This is a genomic window from Candidatus Pedobacter colombiensis (assembly GCA_029202485.1).
Lineage (GTDB): Bacteria > Bacteroidota > Bacteroidia > Sphingobacteriales > Sphingobacteriaceae > Pedobacter > Pedobacter colombiensis.
Map to the genome: position 1 here is coordinate 4,895,367 of CP119313.1, position 23,075 is coordinate 4,918,441.

The 23,075-nt window shown below is 39.6% G+C and carries 19 protein-coding genes; 10 read left to right on the top strand and 9 right to left on the bottom strand.

Annotated features, from left to right (window positions below):
- Nucleotides 1-5 precede the first annotated feature (5 nt).
- Nucleotides 6-2,300 carry a helix-turn-helix domain-containing protein gene (locus tag P0Y49_20315; GenBank protein ID WEK19125.1) on the bottom strand — a complete coding sequence of 765 codons (2,295 nt, stop codon included), beginning with the start codon at nt 2,298-2,300 and terminating at the stop codon, nt 6-8.
- Between the two features lie 23 nt (nt 2,301-2,323).
- On the bottom strand, nt 2,324-4,129 hold the full coding sequence (locus tag P0Y49_20320; GenBank protein WEK19126.1) for a DUF4153 domain-containing protein: 1,806 nt from the start codon (nt 4,127-4,129) through the stop codon (nt 2,324-2,326).
- Nucleotides 4,130-4,284: 155 nt separating this feature from the next.
- Here P0Y49_20320 and P0Y49_20325 point away from each other — a divergent pair, with 155 nt between their 5' ends.
- Nucleotides 4,285-7,077, top strand: coding sequence for an outer membrane beta-barrel family protein (locus tag P0Y49_20325; GenBank protein ID WEK19127.1), 2,793 nt, complete (start codon nt 4,285-4,287; stop codon nt 7,075-7,077).
- A gap of 5 nt (nt 7,078-7,082) precedes the next feature.
- The gene (locus P0Y49_20330) at nt 7,083-7,841 is read left to right on the top strand and encodes a GLPGLI family protein (protein WEK19128.1); all 759 of its coding nucleotides are present in this window, start codon (nt 7,083-7,085) and stop codon (nt 7,839-7,841) included.
- On the opposite strand, the gene P0Y49_20335 is transcribed toward P0Y49_20330, so the two are convergent.
- The 4 genes from P0Y49_20335 to P0Y49_20350 form a co-directional block, all read right to left on the bottom strand.
- On the bottom strand, nt 7,838-8,533 hold the full coding sequence (locus P0Y49_20335) for a response regulator transcription factor (GenBank protein WEK19129.1): 696 nt from the start codon (nt 8,531-8,533) through the stop codon (nt 7,838-7,840). The two genes, P0Y49_20330 and P0Y49_20335, sit on opposite strands and share 4 nt — an antisense overlap.
- A complete protein-coding gene (locus P0Y49_20340; GenBank protein WEK19130.1) occupies nt 8,533-10,368 on the bottom strand; it encodes an ATP-binding protein in 1,836 nt (611 codons plus the stop codon). The genes P0Y49_20335 and P0Y49_20340 overlap by 1 nt, the downstream gene beginning before the upstream one ends.
- 92 nt (nt 10,369-10,460) lie before the next feature.
- The gene (locus P0Y49_20345; GenBank protein WEK19131.1) at nt 10,461-11,051 is read right to left on the bottom strand and encodes a DUF1016 N-terminal domain-containing protein; all 591 of its coding nucleotides are present in this window, start codon (nt 11,049-11,051) and stop codon (nt 10,461-10,463) included.
- A gap of 199 nt (nt 11,052-11,250) precedes the next feature.
- Nucleotides 11,251-11,619, bottom strand: coding sequence for a DUF3127 domain-containing protein (locus P0Y49_20350; protein ID WEK19132.1), 369 nt, complete (start codon nt 11,617-11,619; stop codon nt 11,251-11,253).
- Nucleotides 11,620-11,691: 72 nt separating this feature from the next.
- Here P0Y49_20350 and P0Y49_20355 point away from each other — a divergent pair, with 72 nt between their 5' ends.
- The 5 genes from P0Y49_20355 (at nt 11,692) to P0Y49_20375 (ending at nt 16,396) form a co-directional block, all read left to right on the top strand.
- Nucleotides 11,692-12,885, top strand: coding sequence for a class I SAM-dependent RNA methyltransferase (locus tag P0Y49_20355; GenBank protein ID WEK19133.1), 1,194 nt, complete (start codon nt 11,692-11,694; stop codon nt 12,883-12,885).
- Nucleotides 12,886-12,902: 17 nt separating this feature from the next.
- A complete protein-coding gene (locus P0Y49_20360) occupies nt 12,903-13,550 on the top strand; it encodes an HD domain-containing protein (GenBank protein WEK19134.1) in 648 nt (215 codons plus the stop codon).
- A gap of 70 nt (nt 13,551-13,620) precedes the next feature.
- Entirely contained in the window at nt 13,621-14,646 is a 1,026-nt protein-coding gene (locus P0Y49_20365) for an ATP-binding protein (protein WEK19135.1), read from the top strand.
- Nucleotides 14,647-14,732: 86 nt separating this feature from the next.
- The gene (locus P0Y49_20370; protein ID WEK19136.1) at nt 14,733-15,374 is read left to right on the top strand and encodes a DUF47 family protein; all 642 of its coding nucleotides are present in this window, start codon (nt 14,733-14,735) and stop codon (nt 15,372-15,374) included.
- Nucleotides 15,375-15,385: 11 nt separating this feature from the next.
- A complete protein-coding gene (locus P0Y49_20375; GenBank protein ID WEK19137.1) occupies nt 15,386-16,396 on the top strand; it encodes an inorganic phosphate transporter in 1,011 nt (336 codons plus the stop codon).
- A gap of 383 nt (nt 16,397-16,779) precedes the next feature.
- Here the strand turns inward: P0Y49_20375 and P0Y49_20380 are convergent, their stop codons facing one another.
- The 3 genes from P0Y49_20380 to P0Y49_20390 all read right to left on the bottom strand — a co-directional run bounded on the left by P0Y49_20380 (nt 16,780) and on the right by P0Y49_20390 (nt 19,541).
- On the bottom strand, nt 16,780-17,196 hold the full coding sequence (locus P0Y49_20380) for a hypothetical protein (GenBank protein WEK19138.1): 417 nt from the start codon (nt 17,194-17,196) through the stop codon (nt 16,780-16,782).
- Nucleotides 17,197-17,671: 475 nt separating this feature from the next.
- A complete protein-coding gene (locus P0Y49_20385; GenBank protein WEK19139.1) occupies nt 17,672-18,970 on the bottom strand; it encodes a carboxypeptidase-like regulatory domain-containing protein in 1,299 nt (432 codons plus the stop codon).
- Nucleotides 18,963-19,541 carry a sigma-70 family RNA polymerase sigma factor gene (locus P0Y49_20390; protein WEK19140.1) on the bottom strand — a complete coding sequence of 193 codons (579 nt, stop codon included), beginning with the start codon at nt 19,539-19,541 and terminating at the stop codon, nt 18,963-18,965. Before P0Y49_20390 ends, P0Y49_20385 begins: the two co-directional genes overlap by 8 nt.
- Nucleotides 19,542-19,701: 160 nt before the next feature.
- Here P0Y49_20390 and P0Y49_20395 point away from each other — a divergent pair, with 160 nt between their 5' ends.
- The 3 genes from P0Y49_20395 to P0Y49_20405 are packed head-to-tail and all read left to right on the top strand — an operon-like array spanning nt 19,702 to nt 23,074.
- Nucleotides 19,702-20,466, top strand: a complete 765-nt coding sequence (locus P0Y49_20395; GenBank protein ID WEK19141.1) for a DUF4197 domain-containing protein — start codon at nt 19,702-19,704, stop codon at nt 20,464-20,466.
- A 49-nt stretch (nt 20,467-20,515) separates the two neighbouring features.
- The gene (locus tag P0Y49_20400) at nt 20,516-21,751 is read left to right on the top strand and encodes a DEAD/DEAH box helicase (GenBank protein WEK19142.1); all 1,236 of its coding nucleotides are present in this window, start codon (nt 20,516-20,518) and stop codon (nt 21,749-21,751) included.
- Between the two features lie 42 nt (nt 21,752-21,793).
- Nucleotides 21,794-23,074 (top strand): replication-associated recombination protein A, encoded by a 1,281-nt coding sequence (locus P0Y49_20405; GenBank protein WEK19143.1) that lies wholly within the window; start codon nt 21,794-21,796, stop codon nt 23,072-23,074.
- Nucleotide 23,075 lies beyond the last annotated feature (1 nt).

The window sequence follows — 23,075 nt, forward strand, 5'->3', positions numbered from 1 at the left end:
CCAATTTATTCCCTTTCCGCCAGATGTGCGGCAACACCGATCTTAATTTCGCCAAAAGAATAATCCCTGCCCAAATGCTCCCTTATCGGGTTCATTTGCAAGGTTTTCAATTCACTTATGGCTTCCAATATCTTATTCAATTTTTTCGCTCCAATAATGTCTTTGGCAGAAATCTCTTGCTTAGCCACATAGTGCGCTAAATGCCCCTCAATGGTACCAACAACCATCTTACGCTCCTCTGCAATCTCTTGAATGGTTTTTCCTTCTTTGAGAAGCGTTAAAGACAACTCCTTAGTATCAGCTTTAGGTTTTTTTTCTTTCTTAGGAGCTTTGGACGTTCCTGATTTAGTTGATTTACCTTTTTTCTCTGTAAAATCAAGTTTACCCGGCATTGCAAACACCGTTTCCATTTGGGCAGCCCGCTCTGCCTGACTTAACAAGGCATTTACATCCTTCTTGGTAAACTCTTTTCCACTAATGGTAGCGCCTAGTAAGGCTGTAGCCTTGCGAATCTTTTTCACTTGCTCATAAAACAAGGCTTCCATTTCCAATAGCTCAGTTAAAAAGGCAATCACCTGCTTGTCCTGTTTCACCAGCTCCATGCGTTCAAATATCCTTTTAGAGAAGGCAGAAAGCAAGGGATTAAAATAGTTTTCGGCGGCAGTCGCCCTATCCAGCAAAGTCTGCAACCCGGATTCAGATTTATCCTCATACAACCTTTTAATTTGCGATAAAAACTTATTGGCATGTGTTTTTACTTCACTCAGATCCTTTAACAACTGAGCAGCCCATTTTACATGCTTTTGCTTGGCAGACTTATTAATGTCTTTGGTATACGAATGCACGTGTTCATACACGTAATTATCCAATGGAGTTAAATCAAAACACTGCAACAAATAGGATCTTAAAAACGTTTCCGTCTCATGCTGGATCTTACTTTCTAATGTTGATGGATCTTGTTTATTTTTAGAGAAAAAAGTTACATTCTGATCCTGTCGGATGCCGGAACCGGAAATGAGCGAGGTTAAAACCAATCCATCCAAAGACCTTAACCTGGATAATGCAACATAAATCTGTCCCGGTGCAAAAGCATTCCCGATATCAATTATTGCTTTATCAAATGTTAAACCCTGGCTTTTATGTACCGTTATGGCCCAGGCTAGTTTAAGTGGATATTGTGTAAAAGTACCAATCAGCTCCTCTTTTATCTCGCCTGTTACCTTATCGGTTGTATACCTGATATTTTCCCACTTATACTTTTCCAGCACAATCTTCGCATGATCGCCCTCAGTCTGCACCTCTATCAGATCAGGCTTAAGCGCAATCACAGTAGCAATTTTACCATTGAAATAGCGCTGCTCACCACTAGGATCATTTTTAATAAACATCACCTGTGCCCCTATTTTCAGCTCAAGAATATGCTCTGCCGGATAAGCATACTCGCTAAACTCATTCTCAACCTTGGCCACATACAGGTAAGCCACATCCTTAAGTTCTTCGAGCCGTTCCTTGTTTAAGGTATCAGCCTTATTGTTGTGCGTTGTTAGGGTGATATACTTTTCATTTAACGAAGGCTTAAAATCAGCCTGATAATGCTTTTCCAGCAAAACCAGATCCGCTGCCGTTACTTCATTATTCCTCAAATTATTCAATAAGCTAATGAATACATTGTCGGCCTGTCTGTATATCTTTTCCAGCTCTATATAAATCGGAGGCTCATGATATAAGGCATGAGCATCGAAAAAATAAGCACTTTTATAGAACTGTGCGAGCATCGTCCATTCGTTAGACTTTACGACTGGAGGCAACTGATGTAAATCTCCGATAAATAAAACCTGCACGCCTCCAAAGCTGGCGGTGTTATTTCTTCTGACATACCGCAGCACCATATCAATAGCATCCAATAAATCTGCACGAAGCATACTCACCTCATCAATGATCAATAACTCCATATCCAGCAACACCTTGCGTTTGGCAGCAGTCATGTTTAAATGGCGAACAATAGATTTTGGTGTATTGTATTGCTGATTGTAATGATCCCCATCCGCAGCAGGCTGCTTAGGCAAATAAGCCCCAAAGGGTAACTGAAACAGGGAATGAATAGTCACTCCATTTGCATTGATTGCAGCAATACCTGTAGGTGCAGCAATTACCGCCTTTTTATGCGTTAGGTCTATTAAGCGCCTTAAAAAAGTAGTTTTACCTGTACCTGCCTTTCCGGTAAGGAAAATATGTTTGGAAGTATAATTTACAAACCTGGCGGCAAGCTCAGCAGGATTAGCAGTTTCTGAATTCAGCATACTGCAAATCTAACAAGAATTGGCTACTTTACCCTAATTAGCAGGTAACCATTGTAACTTAACTGACTGTTTAATTCTTCGGCATCTTCTGTATTAGAACTTGTATTGAGCGACATAATCATCAATTTTAACTCATAGTTATTTAAATTCTGAGCCAGCGAAAGTGAATCCTCCGGCAAATAATAAGCATTACCACCATTAGGCCTTTCTTTTAATTTACCTGTTTTAAAAGCTTTAACGGCATCTTCAGCCAGCTTACGCAAATCAAATTCAGCTTGAAGCTCAGCTCCAACCTTCACCGTTAGGTTTCCAGTTTGTCTAACCTTTTCAACAACAACCAGCTGGTTATTAATTTTTGTAGTGTTTTGTTCGGCATAACTCTCGATAGGGATTACGTAATCATACCCCCTTACATTCACAATAGACTCATCTTGCGGAACAAATCGTACGTAATCCATATACCGTCTACCTACTGTTTTTATGTTCAGCAAAGCATAAGCCGTATCGGTTTTTTTACTTTTAATCGCATAACGGGATTGTGTAGTATCCTTTGCTTCAATTTTAGTCTCCAGCTCCTCCAAATTCACCTTTGTAAAAGGCTGCAATGTACTTAAGCCATGCCTGTCAACCAAATAATTTACCACAGCACCACGTTGGTCAATGTCCTTTTGATTTTTAGAAGCCATTAGTCTTTTTAAACGAGCTACCTGCGAATATTTAGATACTGAAAAAGCACTCTGTGGTCCATAGGTAGCCAGCAAAGCAAGTACGCATAAGCTAACCGGAATGATTTTAATGTTTTGTTTTTTACTGATCAGGAAGTAAACCGTAATTAAGGTTAACCACACGGCCAGTACAATAAGTATATACCTTGACTCCGTAATGCCATAATTACCCACTCTTTTCCAAACAGCAAGCAGCAATAACACCACTAATGGAATCATCATTACGTAAAAGAACCTTGAAAACAACTTCATCCATCCATTCCCTTCTTTTTCCTTGATGGGATAAATGAGCAATAAAGATAGAATGCCAAATACAGCGTAGCCTAAAATCAACGTTGACACCAGACCTTTAGGCAATACCCAATTGATCATGATCTTAGCCTCATAAACCAGCAAAATAAGCAGATATATGGTCATTAAGGGAATTAACACGTACTGTGTAAATATTTTAAGGCCTTTTGGATAGCTTTCGTCTTTGTTTAATTCTTCAAAATCATCAGGCACACCTGCGAGAAAAAAGACCGTCATAAATCCAGCGGTAACAACCGCAAATAGCCGCATATAAGTCTTCCAGCCAATATTTACATTAAACAAGCCATCAATTGCGACAAGCGCGATGGCCAGTCCGGCAAAAAGCACACCTGCATACAAGGCGGAGGTCAGGATTCTTAAAAATAAAGTTTTATTGTATTGCCAAAAGCCATTAGCATTCCCATTCCTTATAAAGGGCGCAAAAGCGACCAGCAAATGAAAGGCGAATGCCAGCAAACCTATACGAAAAACATCGGCCAGATAAAAAGATGGCTTTAACACAAAGTACAAGACGGTACAGATCAATACGACTGCCAATCGTAAAGCCCATTGTCTTGCAGACTTAAGTTTATTAGCTTCTGCATAAAGATCTACAGCCAAAAGCAAAGTCAACGCAAGATTGCAAACAGAAAGAAATACAGCAAGCTGCTCTTCCGTATGCCTACTTACATCTACGATATAACACCATGATATGGTAGCTACTATAGCCACTAAAACCTGCAAAGGAAACCGAGAAACAACTTTAACAAAGCTGATCCATAAGGAGTGTACTGAAGGTAATTTGAGTTTCATATGAATTAACGATAAGGGCTATTAACTAGTATTTTCAAAAATAGCAATATTTAAACTAACGATTGGTTTACAGATCATTTAACAAAAATTAACATCTAAAAATTTTTATTACTAAATCTTTAGTTATAACTTTAAATTAAACCATAACTAGCCAAATGAAATTAATCGCTCTAATTATTTTATTCCTTAGCCAGGCTCTATTCGCTTCGGCGCAGCAGGCTTATTCTATTAAAGGTTCCGTTATAGATACCATGGCCAGTTATAAACTGGTCAATACCACCATCACTGTATTAAACCAAAAGGACTCTACCCTGGTAAAGTTTAGCAGAGCCGATGCTGAAGGTAATTTTTCGACAACAATACTGCGCCCGGGTAAATTCATTTTGTTAGTTACCTATCCCGGCTATGCAGATTATGCTGAGGATTTTACCTTGGACACCGAGCAGGCAATTAAGGATTTTGGAAGCCTAAATATGATTCTAAAATCTACGCTGCTGAATACTGTGATCATCAACGGCAAAATAGCGGCCATTAAAATAAAAGGAGATACGACCGAGTTTAATGCAGGCAGTTTTGTGGTGAGGCCTAACGCAAGAGTAGAAGATCTTTTACAGCAGCTACCCGGCATACAGGTGGACAAGGATGGAAAAATTACAGCTCAGGGCCAAACAGTAACCAAAGTGCTGGTAGATGGGGACGAGTTTTTTGGCGATGATCCTACCTTGGTGACAAAGAATCTGAGGGCCGACATGATAGATAAAGTGCAGCTTTATGATAAAAAAAGTGATCAGGCCGTGTTTACTGGCATCAACGACGATAAGACCGAAAAAACCATTAACCTGAAGCTGAAGGAAGACAAAAAAAAGGGATATTTTGGAAAAATAGATGCGGGAATGGGAACAGATGATTTTTACGGCTTGCAGGGCATGTTCAATATCTTTAAAGCCAAGCAAAAACTCTCGGCCTACAGTACGGTTGGGAATACGGGTAAAACAGGGCTCAACCGGAACGATAGCAGGAAATATAATGCGGGTATAACAGTCGAGTTTTCCGATGATGGCGGCATGATGATAAACTTTGGAGGAGGGAATGATGAACTGGAATCCTTTGATGGGCGATACAACAATGAAGGGATTCCCTTGGCACGAACCGGCGGAATGCATTACGACACTAAATGGAATAAAGACAAACAAACCATCAATACCAATTATAAAATAGGATCGCTGGGCGTAAAGGGCACAAAAAACACACTGACCCAGAACAACCTGCCGGATGGGATTCTAAACAGCAGTTCGGATCAGAACTTTAACAATTATATTTTCAGACAAAAGCTGGATTTCAGTTATTTTGCCAACCTCGATTCTGTATCTACATTAAAGATATCGGTGGATGGTACGCTCAAAAATTCAGAAACGAACACGATGTTTAATTCTAACAGCACCAGAGAAGGCAAAGGTCTGCTCAACAGTGGTGAAAGAAAGCTAAGCAATGAGGGTAAAGACCAACTTTTTAATATAGGCGCTTTATATACCTTAAAACTTAAAAAGCCCCGTCGCACATTTTCTGCCAATATGAGCTATTCCTTAAGCAAAAAGATCAGCACCGGATTTTTAAATTCAGTAAATACCTTTTTTAATGATACGGGTGGGCAGGACAGCGTCAGTAAAATCGACCAATACAAGACCAATGATGGAATAAATTCGGTATTAAATACCAACTTCACGTATACCGAGCCACTTTCAAAAAGCCTATCAATTGTATTTAATTACGGACTCGGTTTTAATAGAGGAACATCCGACAGGAAATCTTTTAACAAGGGAAGCACCGACCGATATGATCTACTGGACACCTTGTACAGCAATGATTATAAGCTGGATCAACTGACCAATCAGCTGGGGGCAGTTTTTAACTACAGAAAAAACAGAACAACTATCAATTTCGGGACAAAGGCAACCTCGGTACGTTTTAACCAATACAACGTTTTCAGGGATCAGAACTTCGACAGGAGTTTCATCAACTGGTCTCCACAGGCATCCTATGCAATCAAGATCTCACAACAGGCATCCTTCCGCATCAGCTACAATGGCAACAATAACCAGCCACAGCTTAACGAAATACAGCCCATAAGAGTAAATACAGACCCTTTAAATATCACCATCGGCAATAAGAACCTGACCCCCTCCTTCACAAACAGCTTTAACCTGAATTATTTTTCCTATAAAATGCTAACAGAGCAAGACTTTAGCTTTTATGCTTTTTATAGTTTTACAGGAAGTGCTATTGTAAGCAATATGACTACTGATGCCGCCGCAAAAAACACGTATCAAGCTATCAATCTTAGGGGCAAAATGCCGAGTACCTTTTACTTTAATTTTAACGGCGGTCGGAAAATCAAGCCTATCGACCTCAGGATAGGCCTGGGATTAGGCGCTCGCGGCAATACTTCCTACAACTATGTCAACAATGCATTAAATGAGGCTAAATCTTACAGCTTTTCAGGCAGCCTATCCGTATCCAAATGGGATGCAAAAAAATACAGTTTCAATGTCCGAATTACGCCGGGCTACAACACCAGTGAATCCTCCTTGCAGCGGCAGGTAAACAACAATGGCTGGAGCTTAAACTCAAACGGGGCACTTACGATATACCTGCCAGCCAAGTTTCAACTCAGCAACGATGTAAATTATGAGTTTACTGCAGCAACAGCCTCATTTAACGACAATTTTGAACGCACGATCTGGAACGCCGCCATCCGCAGAAAATTCTTTAAAGAGGAGAACCTCTCATTCGAAATTAAAGGAAATGATCTGCTGAACCAGAATACAGGTCAGAACAGAAGCGCATGGAGCAATCGGATCATCCAGAACACCTATACCACCATACAAAGATATTTTATGTTTTCGGTGATCTGGGATTTTAACAAAATGGGCGGATCAACTAACAAATAACCATTATGAAGTACATACCTACACTATTTATTTATCTGTTACTTACAACTGCAACGCTACAGGCCCAAAATGTAAGGTTTACCAACCAGGGTGTTATTGAATTTGAGCGTTCTGTAAATACGCATGCCATTTTAAAAAATTTGGCAAAGGATCAACGTAACAGCTTTATGGCGGATGTTTATGAACATTATAAAAAAAACCAGCCACAATTTAAAAAACTAAACAGCACTTTACATTTCGCCGGCAATAAAACCCTTTTTACCCCAATTACTGAAGAAACTGCCGGGGGCATCCAGATTCCCTTTGGCACACAGGACAACATTACTTATACCGATCTGGCCACAGGGCTATTGACCTCACAAAGAAAGGTTTTTGAAGAAACCTTTTTACTTAAAGATAGTGTTAGAAAGATCACCTGGAAATTAACCGGAGAAATGCGCACCATAGCAGGTTACGAATGTCGTAGGGCGAATGCAATGACTGCAGACTCTGTTTATGTAGTGGCCTTTTATACTGATAAGATTCCTGTTTCGGGCGGGCCAGAGTCTTTTTCCGGTTTACCAGGAATGATACTTGGCTTAGCCTTGCCCCATGAACACGTGACCTGGTTTGCTACAAAAATAACAGACCGCCCCGTTACCACAAACGAACTTAAAGTACCAGTTAAAGGAAAACCTGTGGATCGAAAAAAGCTTCAGGAAACCGTAACCTCATCAAGAGTGGGCAACCTGGGGAATTCCCTGTTTAAGATGTTGAACCTTTAGTTTACCAGCAACTTATAACCTTTGCCATGTACATTCAGGATCTCAACTTTAGGATCATCCCGCAAATATTTCCTCAATTTACTCAAAAAAACATCCATACTACGACCATTAAAATAATTATCGTCATGCCAGATGCTTAACAGCGCCTCCTCCCGGGTAAGTACCGCATTCTTTTTAAGGCAGAGTAAACGTAATAATTCGGCCTCTTTGGTCGACAGCTTTTGTTGAAGCTCATTAAAATGGATCAACTGTGTGGTATAATCAAAAGTATAATCACCTATTTGAAATTGCGTTTGCGCAGGCCCCGGATCAACTTGTTCCTTTACCGCAACGCGCTTTAACAAAGCATTTATACGCAATAACAACTCCTCAATTCTAAATGGCTTAGTAATGTAATCATCCCCACCAAGATCATAAGCAGAAGCTTTATCTTCCATCATGGCCTTGGCTGTGGCAAAAATTATGGGTACCTCCTGATTAATCTTTCTAATCTCTTTACCTAATGTAAAGCCATCCTTTTTGGGCATCATCACATCCAGAATACAAAGATCAAACTCTTGCTTACTAAACGCCCTCAATCCTTCTTCCCCATCAGTACATAGTACTACATCAAACTTCCCTTTTAATTGAAGGTAATCCTGCAAAAGCAACCCAAGATTGGGATCATCTTCTACCAATAGAATTTTTTTCATCAGTCGTGGTTTAGTGGTAAACTTATTTCAAATGTAGTCCCTTTATCCTTCTCACTGTGCACTTTTATTGTTCCGTCCATTTGTTCAACAATATCCTGCACGTAATTCAATCCTAGACCAAAGCCCTTTACGTCGTGAAGGTTACCCGTTGGCACCCTATAAAATTGATCAAAAATACGCTTGGTATGCTCCTTAGTCATACCTATACCCTTATCTGTGATCTCAATAATCAGCGCTTTATCCGTACTTCTGGTTTTTATGGTAATATCAGGATCTTCGGCACTGTATTTATTGGCATTGTCAACCAGGTTGTAGAATACATTCGAAAGATGCAACTCATCACCATAAATAATGGGATGAGCCGCATTTAATTCCAGGGTAACTTTAGCATTTTTCTTTTGCAACTGCAAGCTCATGCTATCCACCACAGCCGAAATCAGATCATGGATATTCACCTCCTTATGTTCCAGCTTTAACTCTTTCTTTTCCAGTCTGGCAATACTCAGCACGCGTTCTATATGATTACCCAACCTTACATTTTCATCATAAATGATACCTGCAAGCCTGCTAATCCGGCTTTTATCTGCTACCACCTCCGGATCTTTCAATGCCTCACTGGCAATCATAATGGTCGCCACGGGGGTCTTAAACTCGTGGGTCATGTTATTAATGAAGTCGGTCTTCATTTCAGAGATTTTCTTTTGCTTCAGTATCGCATAAATGGTATAAGCAAAAATAAAGATCAGCACCAGCAACAACCCCGCAGAGGAAGCCATGGTAGCCCACATATTGCTAAGGATTAAAGAATTTTTATTGGGAAAATATAAATACAACATTCCCGGATCTCGAAAAATCTCATTGCTAAACAAGGTAGTCCGGTAAGTGTTTTCCGGAAGCAGATCTTTTTGAGGGTAGGAAACTTTCTGATAAAGTACCGAATCCTTATTCGCCAGTTTTAACCAAAAATCATACTTTGAACTTACATTACGGTCTTGTAACTCCTTTTTAATCAGTGTATCCAAAGCATCTATAGATACCCGTTGATTAATCGGCACATACACCTGGCGCATTTCTTTAGCCACGTCTTCCAGGTAATTTAAATTTGTCCCTTCCAAAGCAATTGTATCCTGCATCAAGTCTTTTAACCCTTCCTGATAGCGTTGAGCTGCAGTTTTATCTTCTATATTAAATTTAAGCGCAAGCTCCGGTGTTACCCTTTCCAGCGTTATGGTTATCGGGTTAAGATTTTGAGGGTTATAAGCCAGGTACCTGATACTGTCAGCAAGATGATCAGGTGCCAATGAAAAGGTAGAAGTTTTTTTAGATATGACCGTTTGATTGACATTACCACGTACATTACCAAATGCATCCACCCCAAAATCAACCTGAACCTGTAGAGAAGATTTACCCTTATTATTTACATTCGAAATTTCCTGATACACCTCTTCACTGATCAGCTCCGGTTTCAGGAAAGTAACGCGAACAATACTGTCGCGCATATTCAAATCAGTAATTACCTTCTTTTGTTGCTCTCGTTTTCTCTTAATTTCCTGTTCCTTAAACTGCTCTTTAAAATCAATGATTCGTTGTGTCTTATCTCTAAAATCACGTTCCCGCTCTTTTCTGATTTCGTAATCTTTTTTAGTAATGTGAACCGCAGCATAACGTCTTTGCACCTTATTTACTACAGCATTTAAGGCTTGCTTTACATCCTGCTCAAAAAGTTGAGATTTAAGATTATAGGCTTCCCTGATGTAATACAATTGCATTACAAACACCCCTAGCAATGCTACGGTCATGAGGCCGGTAATCAGCCATAGGCTCCTTTTCTTCATTATAGATCAATCAAAAATAAAGAAGCATTCACATAAAACGCCTTATTTAACAAATTTTAACACGATATTGACGACTTAGCAAGCGGTTTTGGCTAATTCAAAAACCTGTTTCTGGCTACTTCAATAGCCTTATGAAGTTTCTGCTGCAACACTTCGGGCGAAGGCAATGCCGTTAAATACGAATCCCTCAATTCATCTTCAATCAGCTCTTCAGGTTTTTTACTTATAGCTGTTCGTTCGTAAAGCATGGACTGAATCCGCTCTTGCAATTGTCGCGACGACCATCTTTCGAGTTTACACATCTCCACATAAAAATCCCGCTTTAATGGCTCGTCAATAAACATTAAAGTACGAATATGTGTCCAACTCAATTTTGTACGCACTGCGTACAAAATCTTTTCATCAGGAAATACCGTCGCAAATTGCATACATTTTCTCAAATGATTTTCGCCCCAACCTTTACCATAATCTTCTGTCAAGTGCTTTGCCAATGACGACACAATTTGTTTCCCATATTCTGCCCTGGTATTCAGCAAAACCTCATCGTTAATGCGTTTCCCTATTTTCCAATACAACAGTGTAATTTCACTGTTTACAACAATAGCTACATTGTTTCTGCTGGTTTCAATTAACTGCCTGATATCCGTAGCAATTGGCAGTGCTAGCTTGTTTTTCTTACCCATAAATTTTGCCGATAAAGACTTTAATTCTTACCGGTAAAATTTATGCTATTTAAAACAAACTTCCACAAAACAAAGTGCATAAATTATTGATTTACAGTATTTTGAATAAAAATACAAAATATTGGATAAAATTTAAGTCAAAAAAAATGCCGGAAGGTATTTCCGGCATAATTGTAAATTTGGTTACTTAAAAAAGCTCTTAGAAAGGAAGATCATCTTCCTCACCCGGTGCGCTGTTTAAATCAGCTGGCGGGGCATATGCTGGAGTAGATGCTGCGGCTGCGCCATTTGCTAACGCATTGATACGCCATACTACCAAACTATTAAAATAAGATGTTTTTCCGGTTTTATCAGTCCACGGACGACCACGTAAATTGAATGAAACTTCGATATCATCACCTGGTTTCAAGCTGTCAAATAAAGCTGTTTTATCTTGTAAAGCCTCAAACCTGATGTATTCAGGATAAGTAGGGTTTTCTGCATATTCTATAATCAGGTCTCTTTTCTTAAAAGTCTCACTCACCTGCTGTAATGCACCGATTTCATGCACTTTTCCTTTTATTTCCATAACAAATACTCTTTTATTCTACTACGAAGTTCAAATCTCTATATTTTTATTGATAACTTCGCACAATAAATTATGCAAGTTTTCCACACAAAAAGTAAGGTTATTATAACCTGCAACAAACGCCTTTCCCCTTATTTATCAGGGGAGGTTAAAGACCTGGGTTATGAAATTGTAAGAGATTTCCCTACAGGTGTAGAATTGAATATCACCCTGTCTGAATGTATTAAGCTAAACCTCAATTTAAGGTGTGCCAGCCAGATTTTATACTGTCTGAAAAGCTTTAAGGCCAATAACCCTGATGAATTGTATAAGGAGATGGTGAATATGCCGTGGGAAGAACTAATCGATTTCTCAGGTTACTTCTCCGTGACTTCAAATGTGGATAACCCAACCATCACGACTCCACTCTTTGCCAACTTAAAGGTAAAGGATGCTATAGTCGACAGGATTAAAGATAAAAAAGGTATCCGCCCAAATTCGGGTGCTGATGCCAATAAAGCGGTGGTTCACCTGTACTGGAAAGACAGTGAAGCCGACATATTTATTGATACTTCGGGCGAAACTTTAGCCAAACATGGCTATCGCAAGATCCCTGGAAAAGCACCAATGCTCGAAGCGCTGGCCGCAGGTGTGGTATTGAGCACCAAATGGGATCAAAAATCACCTTTTGTAAATCCGATGTGTGGTTCCGGAACATTGGCTATTGAGGCAGCCTTAATTGCTACCAACCGTCGCCCCGGATTATTTCGTATGAATTATGGCTTCATGCATATCATGGGATATGATGAACAGGTATTCTTTAACGAACGCAGAATCTTAAAAGATCAGGTCATCAAAAACGTTGATCTACAGATCATCGCTACAGATTTATCTGATGATGCCGTTGATATCAGTCGCAAAAATGCTAAAACAGCAGGAGTGGACACACTCATCACTTTTGAAGTATGCGATTTTGCAGACACTCAGGTTCCTGAAGGTGGAAAAGGCGCTGTAGTATTTAACCCTGAATATGGCGAGCGATTAGGTGTACACTCTAAATTAGAGGCTACCTACAAGCGCATGGGTGATTTTATGAAGCAACATTGCAAAGGCTATTTTGGCTATATATTTACAGGAAACCCTGATCTGGCTAAAAAGATTGGACTAAAAGCTGATCGCAAAGTAGAGTTTTATAATGGAAAGCTGGATTGCCGAATGCTGGAGTATGAGTTATATGACGGCAGCAGAAGACCTGATGACGAAAGACCGGTTAAGCCAACTACCTAAAAACATTTTAGCTACCCATGAATTCAATTATTGATCAAACCATACAATTTGTTAAACAAACTTTAGCCAATGCCGAGGCCGGTCATGACTGGTTTCATATTGAACGCGTTTATAAAAATGCGCTCGCAATTAATGCTACTGAAAAAGCTGACGAATTAATTGTGGCCCTTGCGGCCTTACTCCATGACATTGCAGATGCTAAATTTAACAATGGAGATGAAGAAATCGGGCCACGAGTAGCTGGCGACTTTTTAACCGCTCTTAACCTTGAACCTTCAATTATTGAACATGTACAGCAAATCATTAGAAATTTAAGTTACAAAGCCAGTCTGGGTGAAGTTACTTTTAAATCTATTGAACTGGATGTGGTTCAGGATGCGGACAGGCTAGATGCCATAGGAGCCATCGGTATAGCTCGTGCCTTTACCTATGGAGGATATAAAAACAGGATTTTATATGACCCTGAGATAAAACCTGAACTAAACATGAGCAAGGAAGCATATAAAAACTCAAATGGTCCTACCATAAACCATTTCTATGAAAAACTTTTATTGCTAAAAGACCTGATGAAGACCGCAACCGGCAAGAAAATTGCACAAAAACGCCACGATTTTATGCTGGTTTACCTGGAGCAATTTTATAATGAATGCGAAGGAAAAATTTAACGTACAATTTAAATATATCTTGTAAATTGCTCACAGTCTAAGCAACTGCTCTTACTGTAAATTTATAAGAATGAAATTAAGTATTTTGGTGTTAATTACTGCTTTTGCAGTAGGCCTTTCCATAGGTTTGGTCAATTTCTATTTCCAGAAGGACTGGTATTATATGCTGGTTTCCTTTGTGGTAACTTTTATTACCAGTTTTGTTGTTTTCTATTATCTGCTCGAAAAATATATCTATTCAAAAATTGTTCTGATCTATAAAATGATCCACAATTTGAAGTTAGGTAAAGATCTGAAAGATGCTTTAGGCGAATATGTTAGTTCCGACCCTATCAATGATGTAGAACATGAAGTAAAAGAATGGGCTGGGGCTAAGAAAAGAGAAATTGAAGTCCTGAAAAAACAGGAACAGTTTAGAAGAGAATTCCTGTCTAATGTATCTCATGAATTTAAAACTCCATTATTTGCCATCCAAGGCTATATAGAAACCCTTCAAGACTGCCTGGTAGATGACCCCGAAACAGCAACTAAATTTTTAAACAAGGCAGAAAAGAACGTTGAACGATTAAGCTATCTAATCGACGACCTAGACTCTATCTCGAAACTGGAAACCGGCGAGATCCCCATTAATTACGAGCGTTTCGACTTTGTACCACTCGCCAAAGAAGTAATGGAAGGGCTGGAAGATACCGCAAAAAAAAGGCATATTAAGCTTTCCTTTAAGGACAAGTACACCCATCCGGCTTTTGTAAGAGCTGATCGCGAAAAGATCAGACAGGTGCTGATCAATCTTATCCAGAACTCCTTAAAATATGGAAAAGAGCATGGTTCTACAGCAATAAAAATCTTTGAATTACATGATCAGTACTTAATTGAGGTAACAGATGATGGAATTGGGATTGATGAAAAGCACTTATCACGTTTGTTCGAACGCTTCTACAGGATAGATTCTCACAGATCAAGAGAAGAAGGAGGCACAGGGCTTGGTTTAGCCATAGTTAAACACATTTTAGAGGCCCATGAGCAAATCATATCTGTAAGGAGCACTTTACAAATCGGAACAACCTTTGCCTTTACACTTGAAAAGATTGGTTAACAGCTGCTTCTATTTTGAAAAATATGTTAACACTTAACACTAACTTAACATTACTCTCATACTTTTGCATCATATTTTAAATTAATATGAATAGCATTTTTAAGTTCTTTACCCCGAAAGACAAGAAATTTCAGCCCCTATTTGAGCAGGCAGGAAGCAACGTATTAAAAATTTCTCAGGCACTTTTGCTTGCACTTAGTGCAACAGACCTGGAAAAAAGAAAAGAATACATTAAGGAGGTAGAACGTTTGGAGCATGTTGGAGACGATATTACTCATTCAATCTTTCTTGAATTAAGTAAAAACTTCATCACTCCTTTTGATAGAGAGGATATCCATGCACTAGCTAGTGCTGTTGATGATATTGCTGATTATATTCATGCTTCTGCCAGCAATATAGAACTATATAATGTAACCCATATTGGTGATGCGATGATCAAACTTGCGGAACTTTTGGTGGAAATGTGTATAGATTTGGATAAAGCAATTAAAGAACTAAGAAGCTTTAAAAACATTCGTGTTATTGCTGATGCTTGTGTACGTATCAACAGCGGAGAAAATCAGGCAGACTATGTTTGTAACCTTGCAATTGCCCGTTTGTTTGAATTCGAAACCAATGCTATCGAACTAATTAAACAAAAAGAAGTGCTGCAGACCTTAGAATTGGCTACAGACAAATGTGAAGATGCAGCAAACGTGCTGGAATCTATTTTGGTAAAGAACGCTTAAACCTTTAAAAAATGGTAACTACCTTATTGGTTGTTGTAATCGTTCTGGCCATCGCCTTCGATTACATAAACGGCTTTCACGACGCGGCTAACTCTATTGCAACTATTGTATCTACAAAAGTACTATCTCCTTTTCAGGCTGTACTATGGGCTGCAGTGTTCAATTTTGCCGCATATTTTTATTTTACAGATCATAAAGTTGCCAATACCATCGCTAAAACTGTAGTAGAGAATTTTATTACACTTGAAGTTATTCTGGCCGGTCTTTTGGCTGCCATTACCTGGAACTTATTTACCTGGTGGTTTGGTATTCCATCCAGTTCTTCGCATACGCTTATTGGCGGTTTTGCAGGAGCAGGCATGGCGAAAGCTGCCACACTAGGCGTTGGCATAATGTCAGCCATCAACCTTGCGCCCATACTAAAAGTAGTGGCTTTTATTGTATTGGCTCCTGTAATTGGTATGCTGATCTCGGTGATCATTTCTATCATCATTTTACATATTTCTAAAAATGCAAGGCCATCCGTGGCCGAGAAATGGTTTAAACGCTTGCAATTGATATCATCTGCAGCACTTAGCTTTACACATGGTGGTAATGACGCCCAAAAAGTAATGGGGATTATTTATGTTGCCATGGTAGCCGCTAATGTATTAAATACAGGTGATGCAATGCCAGAGTGGATCCCAATCTCCTGTTATGCTGCAATCGCTTTAGGAACAATGAGCGGTGGTTGGAAAATTGTAAAAACAATGGGTTCTAAAATCACTAAAGTAAATGCTTTTGAAGGGGTAGCTGCCGAAGCTGCCGGTGCCGTAACGTTAGGAATTACGGAGCACTTTGGTATTCCTGTTTCTACTACACACACCATTACCGGCTCTATTGTTGGTGTTGGTTTATTAAAAAGGGTTTCTGCTGTACGTTGGGGCGTTACCGTAAGCTTATTATGGGCCTGGGTTTTAACCATCCCTGTTTCTGCTACATTAGCAGCCATTACTTATGGCATTATCCACCTTTTCTTTTAAAAACTAAAGGGAAAATCATATTTCTAAAAAGGGCTGCATCATTCAAAAAAATGATGCAGCCCTTTTTCATTTACAAATACAAATCCAGCATAAATTAATACGCAAACCTCTTGTAGTACAACAAAACAAGTAATATCCGTACAAGACACATGCCTTAGTAACTACGGAATGTCTTCGGATAAACTTCGGGATAAGTTGCGGATTGCTTTACCCTTGCTTTACCCCTTCGTTAGGGTTGCTTTACCACTAGGGTAAACCAAAGGTAAAGCAAGGGTAAGGCATAGGTAAAGCAAGGGTAAAGCAACCTCCTATTCATTCCCTACTTATCCCGAAGTTATTATATGCTTATTATGCACTTTGCTCAGCGTGTTCTATACTAATGCTCAACTACCAAACTCATTGTTTGCAATGACCTTATCTCTAATCTTACGAGCAGTTTTTACAGCTTCATTTTCTGATGAGGCCATTAAATAGATGCAGATTTGCTCCCCTTCAAAAAAGTAGTGTCCTTTAATAGCCAATTCAGATCGTTGCAAGTCATTTACAAGAGAAATAGCATACACATCAGAATGTCTGTCGAGTTGCATAAAATAACAGTCTTTAGTGATGTCGGTATAAAAACCGGGATTAAGGCGGCATTCCAGGAGTCGTGCGTCACTAAATGTTCTAAACCTATTTAAATAAGCTTTAGCAGCAAACTCATCATCAAAAGCTACATGGATAGGGATATCCATTTCTTCGTTGGGTTCCAGAATAAAAAAAATAGTTTCTTCGGTTTCTTCAGGCTCATTGAATTTCATATTATCATTTTTAAACAGTTAATAATATGAGTCCCGGCGGGATTTTGGCAGAAGGCTTCTGGAGATCTGTTTTAACCACAGATGGGTTTAAAACGAAGATGCACTATAGTGATCGGACCCTAAATACCGCCCTACCGGGCTTACCACAGCCTTGGAAACGGATTTACATAGAGCCCATAACACTATAGTGCACCTTCAAAAGTACAACAAATATTGCTATGGGCATTAATCTACTTTCCCTTTCCTATATTGTGGTAATCTGGTAGGAGAGACTCTTTAAATTAATACCTCATTTTAGAAGTAATTGATGTTGTTTATATTTTAGTTCATTGGCTTTATTTTAGTTTCTGTACCGGGTTATAACCTCCATTCAAACGTAATTAGGATTTTTTAAATAACAAAATTATCTAAAAAATTAATTACAAAATCAATACAGTAAAATTTTGCGTAAAAATCCAACTTTTTGATGGATATGCTAGAAATCTATTTTAAAGGTCATCCTACTACTAGCCTTCTCTGGTTTTTCCCACTTAGGCCCATTAAGGATCAATCTGATTGCTTCCTGCTCATACTTTTCGTCCGCACCTTTCACAATCTTAATAGCCATTGGCGTTCCTTCTTTATCAATTTTGAAACTCAGCTCAACTGTCTGCCCTACTTTAGGCTCCTTTTCAAAGGCATTGTTTGTTTTGATGTACTCAAACAACTTGTCCCAGCCACCAATCGGATTGGAAACCATTTTGGCATTGCTTGTTGTAGGAATAGTACTCATTCCCCTGATCCGAATGTTTGCCACCTGCCCGGAAGGTTTGCCATTAACTTTGAAACTATCTACGTCCCGTTCTTTCTTTAATTGACCATATCCTGTAACGACCACCTCATTAAGAGACATGTTAGATGGCACTAAAGCAACAGCGACAGGCTGATTAACCGTAGCCAATAATTCTGCAGCTTTAAAGCCAATATAATTGACACGGATCTTACCTTCTTTAATTGAAGTATCCGCATTGATTTTAAACATACCATTTGTATCAGTAACCGCGTTCAGGTTTGTACCCACAACTCGCACAGATACTCCTGGCAAAGGTTGTCCACCATTTTGATCAACAACTTTCCCGCTTAATGTATTTTGCAAAGGAGCTGCTGCTACAACAGACATCGAAGCTGTTATATCCCGCTTCATTTGCCTGCCATAGCCAACAACAGCTATTTCATTCAATTGCTTAGCTGCTGTATCGGTCGAGGTGATAGTATTAGCCTTTCGTTTTACTCTTGCTGCATAAGTATTCGTTTTTGCAGCTTTAATAGCCCTATCAATCTCCTTCTCTGTTCGCTTATCGGCAGACTCCGCCGCTAAAACAGGTGAAGTTGGTACTACCGCAGGAGCTTCTGTCCCAACAGTAGAAGCAATCGTAACATCAACTTTCTTAGGTCTGCCTGCCAATTCTTTCTGAAGGTTGTTCTCCCGCATCCAGAACATGATACTCACTGCCACAAACATCACTGCGGCTGTAGCGGCGATGCTCAAACGTTGCCAGGTAATCACCGAAGTCTTTTTCACGGACTGATGTTCGGCAATCCTTTCATGTAATTGCTTTTGAAGCAAAGATATAGATTGCAGAGAACGCTTAGGCGACTCACTTAAGCCAGCCAATGCTTCCGCTACAAAAGGGTCATCCAAAGCTTCACGCTCTACCCTATTCATGGTTTTAGCATCAAGCTTACCGTCAAGGTAATCCTCTAAAACTCCTATATCTAACCAATCGTTATTCACTGCTATTCTTTTCTATACAAATTTTAAGATTTCTTTTCCCATTCTGGATATAACTCTTCACCTTCAGCATTTCATAGCCTGTAATATCTGCAACTTCCTTATAACATTTCTCCTGCAAATAAAAAAGATCTACACTCAAACGCTGTTCCTCCGGAAGTGTTTCCATACACTTTTCCATAACGGTTAATTTCTTTTCTTTTGTATGATCCATATCAAGATGCACAAAATCCGTATTTTCCACAAAAGTATCGTCGATAGAAACCGTAGTATGCTTAGATTGTTTACGAAGCGCCATTAAACAATGGTTTCGAGTCAGGACATGCAGCCAGCTTTTAAAATTCTGCACCTCATGAATCTTTAGCTTCAGCACTAGTTCTTCAAAGATCTGCATTACAGCATCCTTACTCAACTCCTCATCCTTCAGATAATTTAAACAAACCCCAAATACCAGGTGCATGTATTTGTTGTAAAGTGTACCCAATGCCCCCAGATCGCTCTCGCTTTTGTAGCGTGCAATTAAAGCAGCATCATCCTGCTCCTGTATCCTGGCGTTATTTTTTATAAACTTCAATGGGTGTTTAAGGCATAATCTGCTCAAGTATAAAAATATTTTCTGACACTGGTGTGGAAATTCTGTAGTTATCCCCCAGAATTTATTAAACTGGTCAAATCCGCTAAATTAATGGCCGAAGATTTGCTACCTTCGATTAAAAATAACCAATCAAATAATAATGAAACGCATAAAACTTGTCTATTTGGCCCTCTCGGCTTGCTTTTTAATGAATACTTATACTACTCAGGCTCAATCTAAACTAGGCGATATTTTAAAAAAAGTAACCGGAGCTACCGGTACCAGCGGTACTACAACAACCGGAACACCTAGCGCATTAGATATAGCCTCAGGAATTAAACAAGCTTTGGAAATCGGAACCTCACATGGAGCAGACCTGCTTTCGGCAAAAGATGGGTTTATGGGCAATTTGGCTGTAAAGATTCTGTTTCCGCCCGAAGCGCAAAAGGTGGATAAAACCTTGCGTACATTGGGAATGGGTAAATTGGCTGACAATGTGATTTTAAGTTTAAACCGTGCTGCTGAAGATGCAGCAAAGGAGGCAAAACCAATTTTCGTTTCTGCAATTAAGCAAATGACAATTACCGACGCGACCAATATATTGTTGGGTAATAAAGATGCGGCTACAGAATATTTTAAAAGAGTAACCACCAGTCAATTAATGGAAAAGTTTAAACCGGTAATTACAACTAGCCTTGCAAAAGTTGGAGCGACTAAATATTGGGGAGATGCAACCAGTCAGTACAACAAAATACCAATGGTGAAACCACTAAATACAGATCTTTCTGCTTATGTGGCACAGAAAGCTATTGATGGGATGTTTATACAGGTGGCACAGGAAGAACTTAAGATAAGAGACAACCTCGGCTCCAGATCTACTCCACTCTTACAAAAGGTGTTTGGTTACGCAGATAAGAATAAGTAAAATAAAAAGGTTACTTTTATACGGTAAATACTAACAACATAAAAGTATATTGGATTTTAAAGAATTTAATTTTAACCCCGAACTACTTGAAGGGTTATTAGCAATGGGGTTCCGCAATGCGACCCCAATCCAGCAACAGGCAATCCCCCTTATTTTAGATAAGAAAGACTTGATTGCCTGCGCACAAACAGGAACCGGAAAAACAGGCGCCTACCTTTTGCCCATCATGAATATGATTGCCGGTACGGAGGAACGTCATAACAATACATTGATACTAGCCCCAACAAGAGAGCTTGCCCAGCAAATAGACTTGCAGGTAGAGGCACTCTCCTACTTTACCAATATCAGCTCCTTAACTGTATATGGTGGTGGCGATGGAATTGCCTACGAACAGCAGAAACGATCTATGCGCGAAGGCGTGGATATCATTATTGCAACACCGGGACGATTGATTTCTCATCTTTCTTCGGGTGTTTTAAAACTGGACCAGTTACAACACCTGGTACTGGATGAGGCAGACAGAATGCTTGACATGGGGTTTTATGATGACATTATGCGCATCGTGAGTTATCTCCCACAGGTTAGGCAAACGGTGATGTTCTCGGCAACTATGCCGCCAAAAATCAGAAAACTGGCTGCAACATTGCTAAGTCATCCGGAACAAATTAGTCTTGCCATTTCTAAACCTGCTGAAGGAATATCTCAACAGGTATATATCGTCCATGATGAGCAGAAAGTTCCTTTATTGAGCAGTCTTTTAAAAACGGAAGAATATAAAAGCATCATTGTTTTTGCATCAACCAAAGAAAAAGTAAAGAACCTGGGCAAAGTTTTCAGAAATCTGGGGCTTAAAGCGGAAGCTTTTCACTCTGATCTGGGACAAAAAGAAAGAGAAAGCATATTGCTAAAGTTTAAAAATAAACAACTGCCTATACTTATTGGTACCGATGTTTTAAGTCGTGGTATTGATGTGGAAGGTATAGACCTGGTGGTTAACTTTGACGTACCTCATGATGCAGAAGATTATGTACATCGCATTGGTCGTACCGCCAGAGCTGCAACAAAAGGCACCGCGATTACATTGGTAAACAACAGGGATAAACGTAAACTGGCCAGCATCGAAAAACTGATCGAAAAGGAGATTGAGAGAATGCCTTTACCAGAACATTTAGGTGAAGCTCCGGCTGAAATATCAATTGATCCATTAACTCCAAGGCATGCCAAAAAACCTGGATCAGGAAAACCAAAACGCAAATTCTGGAATAAGAAACCAAAAGCACAATAATTACCTAAGGGGGATAACACACATTTTTGTATCTTTACTTTTATGCAAAATCTCCCTCCTTTAGCCGAACGTATGCGCCCTCAGAATCTGGATGAGTACGTTGGGCAACAACACCTGGTAGGGCCGGATGCAGTATTAAGAAAGGCCATACAAAGCGGACAACTGCCCTCAATGATTTTTTGGGGGCCTCCGGGAGTAGGAAAAACAACGCTTGCCTACATCATTTCGCAAACCCTGGATCGTCCTTTTTTTAATCTGAGTGCTATTAACTCCGGGGTTAAGGACATAAGGGACGTTATAGACCGGGCAGCCTTACTTAAAGACAGCTTAATGGGATTACCAATCCTGTTTATTGATGAGATTCACAGATTTAGTAAATCACAACAAGATAGTCTGCTAGGTGCTGTAGAGCGCGGGCTGGTGACCTTAATTGGCGCGACTACAGAAAATCCTTCTTTCGAAGTCATCTCAGCACTCTTGTCGCGTTGCCAGGTTTACATTTTAAAAGCGCTGGATGAGTACGAACTTTCCGGCCTGCTGGAAACTGCGATTAAGCAGGATGTCCTGCTCAAAGAAAAAAAAATAACCATTAAAGAACACGAGGCATTGATTCGTTTATCCGGTGGTGATGCCAGAAAACTACTCAACGTACTCGAAATTGCCATTAATGGTATAGGTGGCAACAAAATAACGCTTACCAACGAGAATGTTTTGGCACATGCCCAGCAAAATCTGGCCCTGTATGACAAGGCTGGAGAACAGCATTATGACATTATATCTGCATTCATAAAATCAATAAGGGGTAGTGATCCCAATGGTGCCGTTTACTGGCTGGCCAGAATGATTGAAGGCGGTGAAGATCCGCTGTTCATTGCCAGAAGGCTGCTTATTCTAGCTTCTGAAGATATTGGCAATGCCAATCCTAACGCCTTATTATTGGCCAACAATTGCTTTCAGGCCGTGAATGTAATCGGCTATCCTGAAGCAAGGATCATCCTTTCACAGGCTGTTACCTATATGGCCTCCTCTCCAAAAAGCAATGCAGCCTATGAAGCTATAAATAATGCGCAGGCATTAGTAAAACAAACGGGGAACTTGCCGGTGCCCCTACATATTCGTAATGCACCAACAAAATTGATGAAGAATATCGGTTACGGGAAGGACTATAAATATTCGCATGGGTATGAAGGTAATTTTGCAGAGCAGGAGTATTTACCTGAAAAATTGAGTGGCACAAAACTATATGATCCCGGAAACAATCCGGCAGAAGAAAAATTAAGGGAACAATTGAGAAAAAACTGGAAAAACAAATACAATTATTAAT